The sequence below is a fragment of the Sphingorhabdus sp. genome, assembly GCF_029865925.1.
Lineage (GTDB): Bacteria > Pseudomonadota > Alphaproteobacteria > Sphingomonadales > Sphingomonadaceae > Sphingorhabdus_B.
This window is the reverse complement of record NZ_JARXAI010000062.1, coordinates 19,073-33,273: the sequence shown is the minus strand read 5'-3', so window position 1 is coordinate 33,273 and position 14,201 is coordinate 19,073. Positions and strand designations below refer to the sequence as shown.

Annotated in this window: 13 protein-coding genes and 1 other RNA gene; 4 read left to right on the top strand and 10 right to left on the bottom strand. The window is 54.3% G+C overall.

Annotated elements, in window-relative coordinates; genetic code table 11:
• Positions 1–232: a transfer-messenger RNA gene (gene ssrA, locus QE270_RS06325) on the top strand; the annotation flags it as partial.
• A 76-nt stretch (positions 233–308) separates the two neighbouring features.
• Here ssrA and QE270_RS06320 read toward each other — a convergent pair.
• From QE270_RS06320 to lptD, 7 genes are all read right to left on the bottom strand, one after another.
• Complete coding sequence (locus QE270_RS06320) at positions 309–1,562, bottom strand: N-succinylarginine dihydrolase (RefSeq protein ID WP_300036831.1); 1,254 nt, start codon at positions 1,560–1,562, stop codon at positions 309–311.
• A 1-nt stretch (position 1,563) separates the two neighbouring features.
• Entirely contained in the window at positions 1,564–2,595 is a 1,032-nt protein-coding gene (locus QE270_RS06315; protein ID WP_300036828.1) for an arginine N-succinyltransferase, read from the bottom strand.
• Positions 2,592–3,800 (bottom strand): hydrolase, encoded by a 1,209-nt coding sequence (locus QE270_RS06310; protein WP_300036825.1) that lies wholly within the window; start codon positions 3,798–3,800, stop codon positions 2,592–2,594. Before QE270_RS06310 ends, QE270_RS06315 begins: the two co-directional genes overlap by 4 nt.
• Positions 3,801–3,850: 50 nt before the next feature.
• Positions 3,851–4,672 carry a 16S rRNA (adenine(1518)-N(6)/adenine(1519)-N(6))-dimethyltransferase RsmA gene (rsmA, locus tag QE270_RS06305; RefSeq protein ID WP_300036822.1) on the bottom strand — a complete coding sequence of 274 codons (822 nt, stop codon included), beginning with the start codon at positions 4,670–4,672 and terminating at the stop codon, positions 3,851–3,853.
• Positions 4,672–5,688 (bottom strand): 4-hydroxythreonine-4-phosphate dehydrogenase PdxA, encoded by a 1,017-nt coding sequence (gene pdxA / locus QE270_RS06300; RefSeq protein ID WP_300036819.1) that lies wholly within the window; start codon positions 5,686–5,688, stop codon positions 4,672–4,674. The genes rsmA and pdxA overlap by 1 nt, the downstream gene beginning before the upstream one ends.
• The gene (locus QE270_RS06295; protein WP_300036817.1) at positions 5,688–7,028 is read right to left on the bottom strand and encodes a peptidylprolyl isomerase; all 1,341 of its coding nucleotides are present in this window, start codon (positions 7,026–7,028) and stop codon (positions 5,688–5,690) included. Before QE270_RS06295 ends, pdxA begins: the two co-directional genes overlap by 1 nt.
• Positions 7,029–7,132: 104 nt before the next feature.
• A complete protein-coding gene (gene lptD / locus QE270_RS06290; RefSeq protein WP_300036814.1) occupies positions 7,133–9,364 on the bottom strand; it encodes an LPS assembly protein LptD in 2,232 nt (743 codons plus the stop codon).
• Positions 9,365–9,539: 175 nt separating this feature from the next.
• On the opposite strand from lptD, the gene QE270_RS06285 reads away from it, so the two are divergent.
• From QE270_RS06285 to ndk, 3 genes are all read left to right on the top strand, one after another.
• Entirely contained in the window at positions 9,540–10,997 is a 1,458-nt protein-coding gene (locus QE270_RS06285; RefSeq protein ID WP_300036811.1) for a leucyl aminopeptidase, read from the top strand.
• Between the two features lie 12 nt (positions 10,998–11,009).
• A complete protein-coding gene (locus QE270_RS06280; RefSeq protein ID WP_300036808.1) occupies positions 11,010–11,441 on the top strand; it encodes a DNA polymerase III subunit chi in 432 nt (143 codons plus the stop codon).
• Between the two features lie 68 nt (positions 11,442–11,509).
• Positions 11,510–11,932, top strand: coding sequence for a nucleoside-diphosphate kinase (gene ndk, locus QE270_RS06275; protein WP_300036805.1), 423 nt, complete (start codon positions 11,510–11,512; stop codon positions 11,930–11,932).
• Between the two features lie 101 nt (positions 11,933–12,033).
• Here the strand turns inward: ndk and purN are convergent, their stop codons facing one another.
• Genes purN through purM form a run of 3 tightly spaced genes read right to left on the bottom strand, consistent with a single transcriptional unit; the run spans position 12,034 to position 14,178 of the window.
• Positions 12,034–12,957: a phosphoribosylglycinamide formyltransferase gene (purN, locus tag QE270_RS06270; protein WP_300036802.1), complete on the bottom strand. Its 924-nt coding sequence runs from the start codon at positions 12,955–12,957 to the stop codon at positions 12,034–12,036.
• Positions 12,954–13,079 carry a hypothetical protein gene (locus tag QE270_RS06265; protein ID WP_300036800.1) on the bottom strand — a complete coding sequence of 42 codons (126 nt, stop codon included), beginning with the start codon at positions 13,077–13,079 and terminating at the stop codon, positions 12,954–12,956. The genes purN and QE270_RS06265 overlap by 4 nt, the downstream gene beginning before the upstream one ends.
• Entirely contained in the window at positions 13,072–14,178 is a 1,107-nt protein-coding gene (purM, locus tag QE270_RS06260) for a phosphoribosylformylglycinamidine cyclo-ligase (protein ID WP_300036798.1), read from the bottom strand. The genes QE270_RS06265 and purM overlap by 8 nt, the downstream gene beginning before the upstream one ends.
• Between the last annotated feature and the right edge of the window lie 23 nt (positions 14,179–14,201).

Here is a 14,201-nt window from a genome sequence, read left to right as displayed (position 1 = left end):
AGGGGCTGAACTAGGATCGACGTGCGTTGAAAAGCATTGTTTTTGCCCGGCATGAATAAGCCGTGAAATGGTTCATAACCAATAGGTGCAAACGATAACTCAGCACTTGCTCTCGCAGCGTAATTTTGGGCCTCACGGTCTAAACTTACACTAAAAGAACGCGGCCGAACCGGCCGGGCAACAGAAAGGTTACAGCGGCTGGGGGGGTGCCGGGCAACAGAAACCCCCCACCTTTCTAGAAATGTAAGGGCAGCGAAGCTCTAGGTTCAATGGTCCAAGCCCCATCGCGTCGTTGAAAATCTTGGCTGTCAGGCGAGCGAAACGAGATCGGTGGCCTCCAATAACGCCAACCGCGCCAACCGGACTTTATCTAGCAAATTGGCGTCACCAACCTGGTCCGGCGCAATGGTTTCGGGCCAATACGCGGTAACAACTTCCGCTATGGCGTCCAACTTTGCCTCGTCGGCGATAAAGCGAGGGTCCACCCTCGCGGGATCGGCAACCACACGCAGGCGCAGGCAAGCTGGGCCACCGCCATTTGCCATGGATTGGCGCACGTCCACTGGCACAAGCTTGCGGATGGGACCATTGCCAGCGGCCATCTCGGTCAGCCAGCCCCAAACGCGGACATTTTCTTGCGCCTCACTTGGTAAAATAAGCGCCATGCCGCCGTCGGGCAGCGTTACCAATTGGGCATTGAACAGATAGCTTTGGATGGCGTCGGCAAGGGTGACGCGATCCGCCGGGACGATGATGATATCAGCCTGAGGCATTAGCCGCTTTACGTCGGCATACGTCTTATCGGGGCTTTCGAACGCCTGTTCGTGGGTGAAAAGTACATGTGCGTTCGCGACTGCCACAACGTCATTGTGGAATGCGCCGGCGGCAATCGCCATTTCGGACTGCTGAATGAACAAGGTTCTGGCCGGATCAAGTCTGTGCGCGCGGGCGATGGCCTTTGATGCTTCGATATGCTGCCGCGCCGGGAACGGTCCGCCTGTTTTGCCATAAACAAATATTTCGACACCCGCATCACTATGCGAGGTGCATAACCGCATGAAATTGGCAGCACCTTCGTCGCCAAACGGCGCGGGCACGGGGCCATGCACAACGAAATGCTGTTCATTAGCGAACGCCAGCTTCAACTGCGCAAGCGTTCCGGGCCACTCATGGCTTCTGTGCGGCATGGTGATCAGGTTGGCTGCGGACAGATGGCATTTGCCATCTGATGTGTCTGGGGCAGGGGACACGGTGGCTGCATTGGCGGCCCACATGGCAGATGCGGAAAAAGCGGCTGCGCCGATATGTGGCTCTGCCGACTGCATGTCGGTGGAAAGCCCGGCGAGCCAGTTCTGGTTCGGGCGGTCGAGTGGCACGAAGAATCCTTGCGCCAGCCCAAGGCGAAGATTGGTTCGCATCTTTTCGATGCCCTGTAATGCGGCCGCTTTGGGATAAGATGGCGCGCCGGCATTATGTGAAGATGCCAGATTACCATGGCTTAAGCCGGCATAATTATGACTTGGCCCGATGATCCCGTCGAAATTGATTTCGACCAGTGCCATCTTATGATCGCTCCACATAAGTCACGATGTCGCCCACCGAAATTCCAAGCATTTGGGCGCAATCGGTGTCGATACTAACTTTGTCGCCTTGGTCATCAATCCAGCCATAAGCAGCCTTAAACGCCTGCAGGCGGCCAAGCGTAATCAACTTTTTCTCGCCAGACTTATGTGCACCAACGGTCTCGCTAACGTGCGTTATCGTCACATCTTTAGCCTCACGAATGCTACGAATTTGGTCGGTGCGTGCGGTCATGGTTGGGCCACCGTCAAAAATGTCGATGTAGTTTTCCCAGTCAAATCCCTCATTCTCCAGCATCCGCATTGCCGCACGACCCGATGGGTGCGGCACGCCAATGACGGTTTTTGCGCTTTCCTGAAGCATCGCTATATATACGGGATGCTTGGGCATGAGGTCGGCAATAAACTGGTTGCCGAACTTCGCATTGAACTCGTCGGCTTCCTGAAAGCTCATGCCAAAAAAGCGGCCAGCCACGCCGTCCCAGAACGGAGAGCCGCCTGCTTCATCAATAACGCCGCGTAATTCTGCGATAGTCCTATCTGCGAACCTTTTGCGGTGGTTACGGATGAAGAGATAGCGGCTACGCGCGATAAGCATTCCAAGTCCGCCAGCGCGTTCTCCGGGGTGTAGGAATAGACCGCCGACTTCAGTCGTGCCCTCCAGATCCGTAGAAAGGTTTAATATGTCCGCGCGGAAGGTGCGTTCGAGCTCCACACTATGCTGCGTAAGCGCGCCAATGCGGTAGCTGTAGAATGGCCATCTCTGCCCGACTTGACCAAAAATCTGGCACGTGCCGCGAACTTCGCCGGTTTGGCTGTTTTGCAGAACAAATAGATATAGGTCATCGGCGACTGCATCATCCGCACGGTCAAAACCGGCGGCGGACCGTTCCAGCTTTTCCGATAACGCTCGTTTATCAGGGGGCAGATTAGTGAACCCGCCACCCGTGCGTTTTGCCATTTCATACATCGGTTGGAGATCGTTCATATTGGCCGGACGAATTAGGAAGGTCATAGAGCCCCTTTTGCTGCTAAACGCATGATGGTCAAAGCGGACAACTGCGCGCGTTCAACCAGACTTTCGACGATGAGGAATTCGTCTTTGCTGTGAATATTGCCGCCGCGTACACCCATTGTGTCGACAACAGGGACGCCACAAGCTGCAATGTTGTTACCATCGCATACCCCGCCGCTTGAGCGCCAAGCGATGGACAAGCCAAGATCAGCGCCGCACTGTTTGACTAGGCCAAACAGTTTTTCGGCCTCAGGATCTATCGGCTTTGGCGGACGGCCAAAGCTGCCATGCAGATGCGCGCGCACATCATGTTCGCGTTCAATATCGGCAATGATACGGCGCAAATCTTCGTCGGTTTGGATTGTGATTTCCGGCGTGCGGGGCCGAAAGTTTACGCGCAATATCGCATGATCAGGCACTATATTGTTAGGTCCTCCACCTTCGATTTTTGCTGGGTTTACGGAAAGCCCCTCATGCGACAGACGTTTGAGCCGAAGGGCTAGGTCCGCCGCCGCTAGAACGGCATTACGGCCATCATCGGGGTTGCGGCCAGCATGTGCGGCTAGGCCCGAAAAAACAACTGAGAAATTGCCACTTCCGGCGCGCGCGCCGGCAAGCGTTCCATCGGGCAAAGCAGGTTCGTAGGTCAAAGCCGCCAGCTTGTTCTGCGCAAGTTTGGCAATCAGCTTAGTCGACGAAGGCGAGCCGACCTCCTCGTCACTGTTGATCAGAACTTGATATCCAGTGTGCGCAAGGCATCCCGAAAGTTCCGCTGCGCGCAGCGCGGCGAGCATCACCGATATGCCGCCTTTCATGTCTGCAACGCCGGGCCCGTTGAGCGTTCCGTCCTCTAACCAACGCAGTTGTTGAAATGCGTGATCAGCAGGAAAAACCGTGTCCATATGCCCAGTGAACAGCAATTGCGTCGGCGAATCAGGACGAACGGTGACCAAAAGATGCTCCCCATGCGCAACGGTCTTAATCGATCCGTCGGGGAGCACGCGGTCTACGGGTTCAGGGGCAACCAAGGCGACATCGCCGGGAAGGACAGCAAACGCATCAGCTAGCATCTTGGCGGTCGCCGCCAACCCTGTCAAATTTCTTGATCCACTGTTGCCTGCTGCCCAAGTCAGAACTTGGTCTAGCATCTGACGCTGTTCGATTGTTTGAAGAACCTGTCGTTCGCTTGAGGTTAGCGTATGCATGATCTATTCTTAGCTTTGGTTGCCCAAAAGGGCCACCCCCAGCGTGCAGCCTATCCGACTTCCTTCGCGAGCGCGCACCATTCGGCTATGTTGACCGTCTCGGGGCGGCGGTCCTCAGCTATACCAGTTTTATGGAGCGCCTCTAGCGCGCCGGGAACGCCTTTGAGGCTTTGACGCAGCATCTTGCGTCGTTGCCCGAAAGCTGCGCCGGTCAGATTTTCCAAGACGGACATTTTAACGCCGCTTGCCGCTTCCTTGGGTGTGATATGCACCACCGCTGACATGACCTTAGGCGGCGGCGTGAAGGCGGAGCGATGGACCGGCATGGCAATTGAAGTGTTCGACCGCCATTGCGCCAATATGGCAAGGCGTCCAAATGCGCCAGTGCCCGGTGCGGATACAATTCTATCCGCAACCTCGCGCTGAAACATGAGGGTCAGGCTTTTCCAAGTCGGCGGCCATGTGTTGCCGCCGAGCCAGCCCACGGCAAGTGCCGTGCCGACATTATACGGCAGGTTGGAAACAATGTGAAAAGGCGCGCCAATTTCTGCAAAGGGGTCGATTTTCAGCGCATCCCCCGCAATCACGCGCAGTTTTCCTGGAAAGGCCTCTGCGAGTTCGGCGAGTGCAGGCAGGCAGCGGTGATCGCGCTCCACGGCAACGACTTGAGCGCCACCGCGCAATAAAGCGCGCGTGAGGCCGCCAGGACCAGGGCCGACTTCGTAGACATGCTCCCCTGCCAAAGGACCGGGTATCGCAGCAATTCGGTCCAGCAATTTCTCATCGAAAAGGAAGTTTTGGCCAAGCGCCTTGCTTGCCGACAGGCCATGACGGGCAATCACTTCCCGAAGCGGAGGCAGTAATACGGACATCAGCCTAAATCGGCGGCAGCTAGGCGATGCAATGCTGCGGACGCCGCCATCTTAATAGCTGCTATCATGGAATGCGGCAGCGCCTTGTTATGGCCAGCTATACCGAAGGCTGTGCCATGATCAGGCGACGTCCGAACGACGGGTAAGCCAAGCGTGATGTTGACAGCGTCATGGAAGTAAAGGGTTTTCAATGGGATAAGTGCCTGGTCATGATAAGCGCATAACGCAGCATCATATTGCGCCCGCGCCTCCGCATGAAACATCGTATCCGCGGGCAGGGGGCCAATGACGTTGAAGCCTTCGCTTCTGACCTGCGCAATTGCAGGCTCGAATATATCAAGCTCTTCACGGCCCATATTGCCCGCTTCGCCGGCATGAGGGTTAAAGCCGGCCACAGCGAGCCGAGGATTCTCGATGCCAAAGTTGCGCTGAAGTCCCTTTGCTGTCGCGCGTAACCGCTGCCTTATCAACCTGCCATCGAGCTTACCCGCAACTTCAGCGAGCGGGATATGCGTTGTCATGGGGACCACCCGCAAGTCTGGACCGGCGAGCATCATCACTGCGTTGTTTTTCGAAACACCACAGCGTTCGGCGATAAATTCTGTTTGCCCGGGATGCGTAAAGCCAACGGCGTAGAGCTGTGATTTGGAAACTGGACCAGTTACCAACGCCGCCGCGCTGCCAGCTCGGGCAAAACCGATGGCCATTTCAAGCGCTTGGTAGGCGCAATGCGCTCCATCGAGGTCTGGGGTGCCGGGGACGATGGATAAGCAATCATACAAATGGATAACAGGCAAAGCGGTATCGAAATATTTAAACGTATCGGCGGGGTCGTCAATACGGACCACTGGGCCGCTCCAGTGCGGAGCAAAGCTTGCTATATCGCCAATAGCAAAGAAAGGCGCCAACTGTGCCGAATGCCGTGCTTCCCAAGCTTTGCCGATGATTTCCGGCCCGATACCCGCCGGGTCACCGACCGAAACGGCCAGCGGCAGTTCCAGTCGGCCAAGAGGCATCAGTTATATTCGATGACGGCGTCGCGACGCAAATCGCGCAGGTAAATGCGGGCCCGCTTGTTGACGCGCTCTTCTTCCAACCGCGACATAATCTCGTCGAAACTCTCGGACGCCGCCACTTCTGGTGCGTCACGGCCACACAGAACGAATACCCGCACACCATCCTGTAACGAACCATAAGGCGGCGTGGACTGACCAATTTGCAAATCTAACATCACCTGCTGGAGTGGCGCCGGTAAGTCGCGAATTTTGATGCCATCGCGATTGACGACATCAGCGCCAAGCTTCGCAGCCATTTCGTCGGCAACCCCACAACCCGCAATTTGCTGTGTTTCTTCGCTGAAGCGCTTCACCAGTGGAGCGATCTGCGCTTCGGCGGTGCCTGCCGGGAACGTAATCGCAATTTGTTTGAGACTTAGAACCGAATCCCGAGGATCCAACATCGCGACTTGCCGTTTGTCAATCAACAGCAATATGGAGATGCCGCCAGGAGATGCGACCGCTTGAACCTCATTGCTGTTCATGCCAGCGGCGGCGGTCGCCAGTGACGAGGGTAATTGCGCCAGTGACAGCCAACCCAGATCGCCACCGACAGACGCTGTGGATGCTTCTGAAAACTGCCGTGCATACGCAACAAAATTTGCACCCTGACGAAGTTGGTCGATAATCTTTTTTGCGTTTTCCGTGACCGCTGGCATAGCTTCTGGCGTTGCCGACAGGTAAATCTCCCCGAGACGATATTCGGTCGTACCCTTGGTGGCCTTAATACGTTCAATAATCGCGTTGACTTCGTCATCGCTTACGTTTGCTGAGGGGCGCACATTGCGCGAAAGCAGCCGGCTCCATGACAGTTCGCCCTTAATCTGGCGCTTCAGCGTCGCGACCGATGCGCCAATAGAAGTCAAATATTTCTCGACTTGGTTTGCGGGCCGTTTGAAGTTTTGTTGCGCCACGCGGTCGAAATACTGGTCCACTTCAGCGTCGGTGACTTCAATTTTGTTGGCCGCTGCTTCTTGAATTTGTAGCGTTTCGTCGATCAAGTTTGTAAGAATTTGCGCACGAAAACGTGCCAACTCTTCTGGAGGGAGTTTGTTTTCGTTTGCGGCGACGATCAATGCAAGACGATGATCCATATCAGTGCCGGTAATGATTTCACCGTTAACTTGCGCCGTTGCGCGTCGGACATTGGGATCATTTTTGCCAAACAACTGTTGTCCGTCTGGTGCGATTAAATTGGCATCATTTCCCTCAGAATCAGGAGTGGATTGCGCATTTAGCGTTGTCAGCGCTGTAGCGGAAATAAGCACGGCAGCGAAGGACAGGCGCTTGAATAACTTCATCGATATTGATCCAGTACACAATCGGTTCGGGTGGCCAGTTAACCACTCACTGCTGAACAGCAGATGAGCGGAAAATGCCCGTCCGGGGATTAATTGCCAATGCCTTACACACCCAGATTGCGAAATGCCAGACGGAACAGGAAGCTGTTGCCGCGCTGCGAGTCACCAACCGGTTGATAGTCACGCCGCCATGTTAAACTTAAGGACAAACAGTCGTCGTCATATGCAACGCCAAACCTATGGCGTATGGGGTCAAAGCCGTCAGAAAGGCTTGTTGGATCCTCCTGAGCGTTCGTAAGGTCAATGATAGTTGAACCAAATACGGACCAATATGGGGCAAGGCGAATGCGGCCTCCAACACGAATTTCTTCACGATCTGCCAAATCCTCAACAGTTGGTCCGACGTTGCGGTTAAGCTTTAAATAGCCAGCCTGCACATAGGTACCACGTGTGCCAACGGTGGCATCGATTTCGTTCCGACGGATAGCAAGATTGTCCTTATCCAGACGAAACCGGTGCGCTAGTTTTACGATATTTTTAAAGCGAAATTCGGACCGCCCTACGATATCCGACGCCTTGTCTGACAAGCCCGTACCGTCGGGAAAGATGGACGAGCGGCTCGACAGTCGGTAACTTTGCCCTAAATTGATGTCAGCACTGAAGTCACTCTTCTTGAGTGCCCAGTCAAAACCGTACGTTATGCGGTAGTCATCCTCAAAACGATCATATCCGGGAAATCGGTTGAGGGCGAACAGGTTGCTGTCTTCCAAATCAACGGCGCGAGAATCTTCGTTAGGAATAGTTAGGTTGGCGATAGAAGGGGCCGCTACAACCTGGACGCGGGGTGTAAAAATTTGTGTTCCGCCAAAAGCATCCCCCACAAATGGCCATTTTACATCCGCCGCAGCCGCAAAAATTCTGCGGCTCTGCCATCCTGTGTCGCCCCGATAGATGGCTGTTAGCGTGCTTGCGTTTTCATCGCTGTGATAGACGTCACCGCGCGCAAGCATTGTGAACGTCAATTCCTGACCCAACCCAGTGATCGAACGCAAATCCCATTTTGCTGCGGCAAATGCGCGTTGCGTATCCTGACCATTTGTGCGGCCGATGTTTAAGCTATTTGCCTGCAACTGAAATGTGCTACCCACCACTGGCACGTCGATGCGCAGACGATAATCAAGTGCCGGCAGGGCGATGGGAGCAAGCCCCTGGCGGTCGCTGGTACGAAGGGTTTGTACTGCCCACCCAGCAAATGAAAAATAGCTTTTTTCGCTGATACGTTCGGCAGAAAATGTCGACCGAAGCCGGTCATCGCGGCTTATGTCATAGCGCCTCAGAAATGTGCGATCCGATGCAAAACGGCCAGAGGCGGAAATAGACCAATAAGGGTCAAATTGGAACTTTCCTGCACCTTCCAGATAACCGCGAAATACATTATCGCCATCTGGTTTTAGTGCGCCGCTGGTGCTGATACGATTACTGTACGTTCCGTACGCAGACAGGTCGATTGCACCTTTTTTCTCAAGTGATCGAAAATTCAAACGGGCTAAGGGAGCGGCATTAGAAAAAGCTGTTATTGCTGCAGTGGCATCCCGATTGTCTGCTATCCGCCAATAATAGGCTTGTTCCAACTCAACCCCATTGTTCCGGGAAAAGCCAATGCTAGGCACGAGAAATCCCCTCCCTGCCTTTGTATCCACGGGATGCGACAGGAACGGAAGCGGAATGAGAGGTAGACCGAACAGCTCAATGCGGGCGCCGCTATAAACAACCCTTTTTTTGGCTGGATCATAAACGACCTTGACGGCCTTCACTTCCCAACTTGGTTTTTTAGGGCAACCATCGGCTGTCGCAACCTTGCACGCTGTGTATGCGGCATAATCCAGTGTGTAGATGCCGTCTTTGCGCGAGCTGCGATTGGCGACGAGGCGGCTTTCGTCGGCGAGCACCACCAGCATATTGTTGATCACGCCGTCTTTCAGGGCGTCGGTGAGCTCAATCTTGTTGCCATATGCCACATCGCCCTCCGGCCCGACAGCGCGGATATTTCCTTCAGCCATGACTTGACCCGTTGTGCGGTTCCACACGATATTATCGGCGCGAACTGAATAGCCTTCACGGGTGGCAATCACTTCACCTTTGGCGGTAACGATTTCCGTGTTTGAATCATATTCAACGACCGCGGCAGAAAATCCGATCTGGTCGCTGGGTTGCTGCGATGCCGCTGAAGCGGTCTCGGTTTGGGCAATCGCGATGGACGACATGGATCCGTAGCCGAGCAAAATCGGCATAAGCAAAATGCGGGAGAGGACAGGCCGAAGGGCGGGAATAATCATAAAACCGTTGAGCCCTTTACCGCCGCTATTGCTGTGGGTCCACCCATGTTGCCACGCAAGGTGCTATTTGCGGTTAACCGCTCGAAATTTTGCACTATCTTTTACTTTAACCAAAGCGCGGATTAGGCCTATAGAAACTTCTAAGACGACCCCAGCGGAAAGGCTGCTTAATTCCATGAAGATCAATTTTACCGATGCGCGGCCCCAAGATGCTGATGTACTCGCTTTCATTTTTACTAAAGAAACGTTCGCCGATTTCAAATTTCCTTTGGACAAAACGGATATCATTCATGCGACTGCAAAGCTCTCCCGGTTTGAGGGCGCGGCGGGACAAAATCTCCTTTTGATCAATGAAGAGGGCGGCAAGCTTGTTCGGATTGTCCTGCTTGGTGTGGCCGAAGGCGACACAGCGGATTATCAGAAGGCTGGCGGCGATATTATTGCCAAGGTGCAAACATCGGGCGCAAAGCATATTGCGGTCCATGGCGCCAATCTGACTGCGCAACATGCTGCTGAGGTTGCTTATGGCGCTACCTTGCGCAACTGGCGCATGGACAAATATCGCACCAAATTGCCAGAGACGTCTAAGCCAACCGTGGAGGCATTGACTGTTGTCGCCGCGCCAGCAGAGGCTAGCGGTCACTGGACAAGCTATCAGGCCATCGCAGAGGGCGTTGCTTTGACCAAAGAACTGGTCACCGAGCCAGCGAACATCATTTATCCTGAAAGCTTCGTTGAACGTTGCCAACATTTGAAAGACCTTGGCGTCGAAATCAGTGTGCTGGATGATAAGGAGATGGCGGCGCTTGGCATGGGGGCGCTGCTTGGCGTTGCGCAAGGATCACGTCGCCCAGCGCGCTTACTGGTCATGAAGTGGGACGGCACCGGCGGAACGCAAAAACGACCAGTGGCGCTTGTCGGCAAAGGCGTGACCTTCGACACGGGCGGCATTTCCATTAAACCTGCGGCTGGTATGGAAGATATGAAGTGGGACATGGGCGGCGCTGGCGCCGTTGCAGGCGCAATGAAGGCATTGGCTGGACGCAAAGCCAAGGCTTATGTCGTTGGCGTATGCGGCCTTGTGGAGAACATGCCTGACGGTAATGCGCAGCGCCCTGGCGACATCGTGACATCAATGTCTGGCCAGACAATCGAGGTGTTGAATACCGACGCCGAAGGGCGGCTTGTCCTTTGCGATGCGCTGCATTGGGTGCAGGAAAATTATAATCCTGAATATATTGTGGATCTGGCCACGTTGACCGGCGCGATCATTGTTTCGCTTGGTAGCGAATATGCAGGGCTTTTCTCAAACAGCGATGAGCTTGCAGACAAACTTACAGCAGCAGGCAGGGCATCGGGCGACCCGCTTTGGCGTTTCCCGCTGTCGAAGGCTTATGACAAGATGATCGATAGCCCCATTGCGGATATGAAGAATATTGGCGGTAAAGGCGCAGGCTCGATCACGGCTGCACAACTCCTTGGTCGTTTTATAAAGGACGGGGTCAAATGGGCGCATCTCGATATTGCTGGGACCGTGTGGGCCGACAAAGCTGGCCCGGTTTGGGACAAGGGTGCGACCGGATTTGGCGTGCGCTTGCTTGACCGTTTTGTTGCCGACAATTTTGAAGGCTGATTTTAACAGATCATGCAGGTCGATTTTTATCAGCTCACTAGTGACCCTGCTGAAAAAATACTCCCCTTTATCGCCCAACGCGTATTGGACGATAAAGGGCGGTTGCTGATTGTCAGCGACGACATCGCACAATTGGACGCCATATCGTCGTCCCTCTGGACGGCGAAGGCAGATAGCTTTCTGGCGCACGCCAAGTCGGGCGAGGGTGATGATACTTTTCAACCTATTTTGTTGTCGGACCAAGCCGTTGCGGACAATGGTGCGCGGTTTATAGCGATCGCAGATGGCAACTGGCGACCGGTCGAACATGATTTTGACCGCGTCTTCTACCTTTTCCCGCCGAGCCATACAGACAATGCGCGTTCTGCCTGGCGCAATTTGGGTGAGAGTGTGGAGCGGCGCTATTGGAAACAAGATGGCGGCAAATGGATGCAAGGCCCATAAAGCTTGCACTCAGCGCCAAGCACCGTTAGAGGCACGCGCAATTCCCCCCTATAAAAATGGAGCATATAATGGCGGTTACTCGCACTTTTTCAATAATTAAGCCAGACGCAACGCGCCGCAACCTTACGGGTGCAGTAACTAAGATGCTTGAAGAGGCTGGCCTGCGCGTCGTTGCTTCAAAGCGGATTCACATGTCTCGCGAACAGGCCGAAGGGTTTTATGCAGTGCATAAAGAACGTCCGTTCTTTGGTGAGCTCGTCGAATTCATGATCAGTGGCCCAGTCGTCGTTCAAGTGCTTGAGGGCGAAAGCGCCATGCAGCGCAACCGCGACATCATGGGTGCAACCAACCCTGCGAATGCTGAGCCAGGCACCATCCGCAAGGAATTGGCCGAAAGCATTGAAGCAAATACTGTGCATGGTTCGGACAGCGACGAAAATGCAGCGATTGAAATCGCATATTTCTTCAAGCCTGAAGAAATCGTTGGATAAATTTGCGTAACGCAATGTGGATTGAAGGTTGTGTCCCATCGATTGGGTACAACCTTTCCTACATTCGCTCGGTGTGTTTCAAAAGTCGCGAACCACATCCATCATTTTGATAGCTTCTTCGGGGCTGCAGCGCGCCAGCTTTTGGCGATCCAGTCGCCGATATGATCCCAATCGGTGTCGCCAAGGTCAAGCCTTATGCCGACCCATCCATCGCCGAAATAAGCGGGGCGGTAATAGCAATCTGCGTCGCTATCGATCAGCATGGTCTGTTCCTCAACGCCGCTAATTTTAACAAGCAAAGCAATCTTGCCGTCCCCACGATGATCGACCGAGACATAAGCGAATTTCTTGCCGCGGATAATGCCGAAGCATGGCATGCCGTGGGATTGGACTTCGTTTGACTCTGGCTGGGCAAGAGCGATGGCGCGGACCTGCGCAATCAAAAATTCCGGGTTGGTATCGCGCGCGACATAATCGGCCAGCGTCTTGGGATATAATTGATATTCCGCCATTTTTACGCGGTCGGCGAGTGTATCTGCCGTATCGCCGGGCAAAATCGCCACTTCGATTTGGCCAAGCACGGGGCCATCATCCAGTTCCGCCGTGACCAAATGCACGCTGGTTCCCGCGACTGTGTCTTTGGCCTCAATAGCTCTTTGATGGGTATGCAGCCCTTTATATTTCGGCAGCAAAGACGGGTGGATATTGAGCATGCGCCCATCCCATTTTGCGACGAATTCTGTGGACAATATCCGCATATATCCAGCCAATACGACATAAGTCGCGCCCGACTGGGTAATTGCTTCGTGCATGATGGCGTCATGGGCAGCGCGTTCAAGGCCGACATGCGATTTTGCAAAAACAGGAACGCCCTCAGTCGCTGCGATTTTCAGACCCTCTGCATCCGAGTTGTTACTCGCGACGAGCACGATTTCGTAAGGACAATTGGGGAGTTTTGCAGCGTATAACAAGGCGGCCATATTGGTGCCCGCGCCGGATATGAGAACGGCAACTTTGGCTTTCATGACGTTACCACAATAGTGTCATGCTGAACTTGTTTCAGCATCCATGGTACCAAATCGACCGGAGCCATTTTGACAGATAGACCCTGAACCAAGTTCAGGGTGACGGTGAGGCTACTAGCCATTGTAAGTCGCAGTCCAATCGGATTGCGCGCTCCATGTTTCGATTGAGCCGGTAACGGTGCAACCTTTGCCTCCCGACGCAATATGCCCGATCGTATGAACAGTCTCACCAGCAGCCTCAAGCGCCGCCGTCACGTCCGCAACATCTGCGGAGGCAACCACAACGGCCATGCCGATGCCACAGTTGAATGTACGCGCCATTTCTTCGGGCTCAATATGCCCTTGCGCTTGCAAAAACGCCATCAAGCGTGGTTGTGTCCAGGCATCCGCATTCACATGCGCGTGCAGCCCCGCTGGAAGAATGCGTGGGATGTTTTCAAGCAAGCCACCACCCGTGATATGCGCCATCGCATGGATTTTTCCGGTGCGAACAAGGGGCAGCAATGATTTTACATAGATCCGCGTTGGCGCCATCAGCGCGTCGATCAGGATGACATTTTGGTCGAACAGAGCGGGGCGATCCAGCTTCCAGCCTTTGTCTGCCGCAAGTCTGCGCACCAAGGAAAAGCCGTTGGAGTGCACGCCCGAAGACGCGAGGCCCAAGATGACATCGCCTGCCTCAACCTTATCGGCGGTCAGGACTTGGTCGCGCTCAACGGCGCCGACGCAAAAGCCAGCCAAGTCATAATCACCATCGGAATACATACCAGGCATTTCAGCAGTCTCACCGCCGATCAGCGCGCAGCCAGCCAATTTGCAACCTTCGGCTATGCTCGCCACGACTGAGGTCGCGATTGCATTGTCGAGCTTTCCTGTGGCGTAATAATCAAGAAAGAAGAGGGGTTCTGCACCCTGCACGATCAGGTCGTTGACGCACATCGCGACAAGATCAATGCCGACGCCTTCGTGCCGTCCCGATTCTATAGCGAGTTTGAGCTTAGTTCCGACGCCATCATTGGCAGCGACGAGCAGCGGGTCATTGAATCCTGCTGCCTTTAGATCAAAAAAGCCTCCAAACCCGCCAAGGTCTGCGTCCGCGCCAGGCCGGCGCGTTGCTTTTGCCAGGGGCGCAATAGCGCGCACCAACGCATTGCCGGTTTCAATGGAAACACCCGCCTTGGCGTAAGTGTAGGATTCTGTGATGTGTTCTTTTGCGTCCATTTTCTGCCGTTAGCGAGAACAGG

What these genes read in the sequence shown, in the direction of transcription:
- QE270_RS06315 (WP_300036828.1), bottom strand. Translation starts at nt 2,595, where the DNA reads ATGACCTTCCTAATTCGTCCGGCCAATATGAACGATCTCCAACCGATG.
- pdxA (WP_300036819.1), bottom strand. Translation starts at nt 5,688, where the DNA reads ATGCCTCTTGGCCGACTGGAACTGCCGCTGGCCGTTTCGGTCGGTGAC.
- QE270_RS06320 (WP_300036831.1), bottom strand. Translation starts at nt 1,562, where the DNA reads ATGGCACTGGTCGAAATCAATTTCGACGGGATCATCGGGCCAAGTCAT.
- QE270_RS06285 (WP_300036811.1), top strand. Translation starts at nt 9,540, where the DNA reads ATGAAGATCAATTTTACCGATGCGCGGCCCCAAGATGCTGATGTACTC.
- purM (WP_300036798.1), bottom strand. Translation starts at nt 14,178, where the DNA reads ATGGACGCAAAAGAACACATCACAGAATCCTACACTTACGCCAAGGCG.
- QE270_RS06295 (WP_300036817.1), bottom strand. Translation starts at nt 7,028, where the DNA reads ATGAAGTTATTCAAGCGCCTGTCCTTCGCTGCCGTGCTTATTTCCGCT.
- lptD (WP_300036814.1), bottom strand. Translation starts at nt 9,364, where the DNA reads ATGATTATTCCCGCCCTTCGGCCTGTCCTCTCCCGCATTTTGCTTATG.
- QE270_RS06310 (WP_300036825.1), bottom strand. Translation starts at nt 3,800, where the DNA reads ATGCATACGCTAACCTCAAGCGAACGACAGGTTCTTCAAACAATCGAA.
- QE270_RS06280 (WP_300036808.1), top strand. Translation starts at nt 11,010, where the DNA reads ATGCAGGTCGATTTTTATCAGCTCACTAGTGACCCTGCTGAAAAAATA.
- QE270_RS06265 (WP_300036800.1), bottom strand. Translation starts at nt 13,079, where the DNA reads ATGGCTAGTAGCCTCACCGTCACCCTGAACTTGGTTCAGGGTCTATCT.
- rsmA (WP_300036822.1), bottom strand. Translation starts at nt 4,672, where the DNA reads ATGTCCGTATTACTGCCTCCGCTTCGGGAAGTGATTGCCCGTCATGGC.
- purN (WP_300036802.1), bottom strand. Translation starts at nt 12,957, where the DNA reads ATGAAAGCCAAAGTTGCCGTTCTCATATCCGGCGCGGGCACCAATATG.
- ndk (WP_300036805.1), top strand. Translation starts at nt 11,510, where the DNA reads ATGGCGGTTACTCGCACTTTTTCAATAATTAAGCCAGACGCAACGCGC.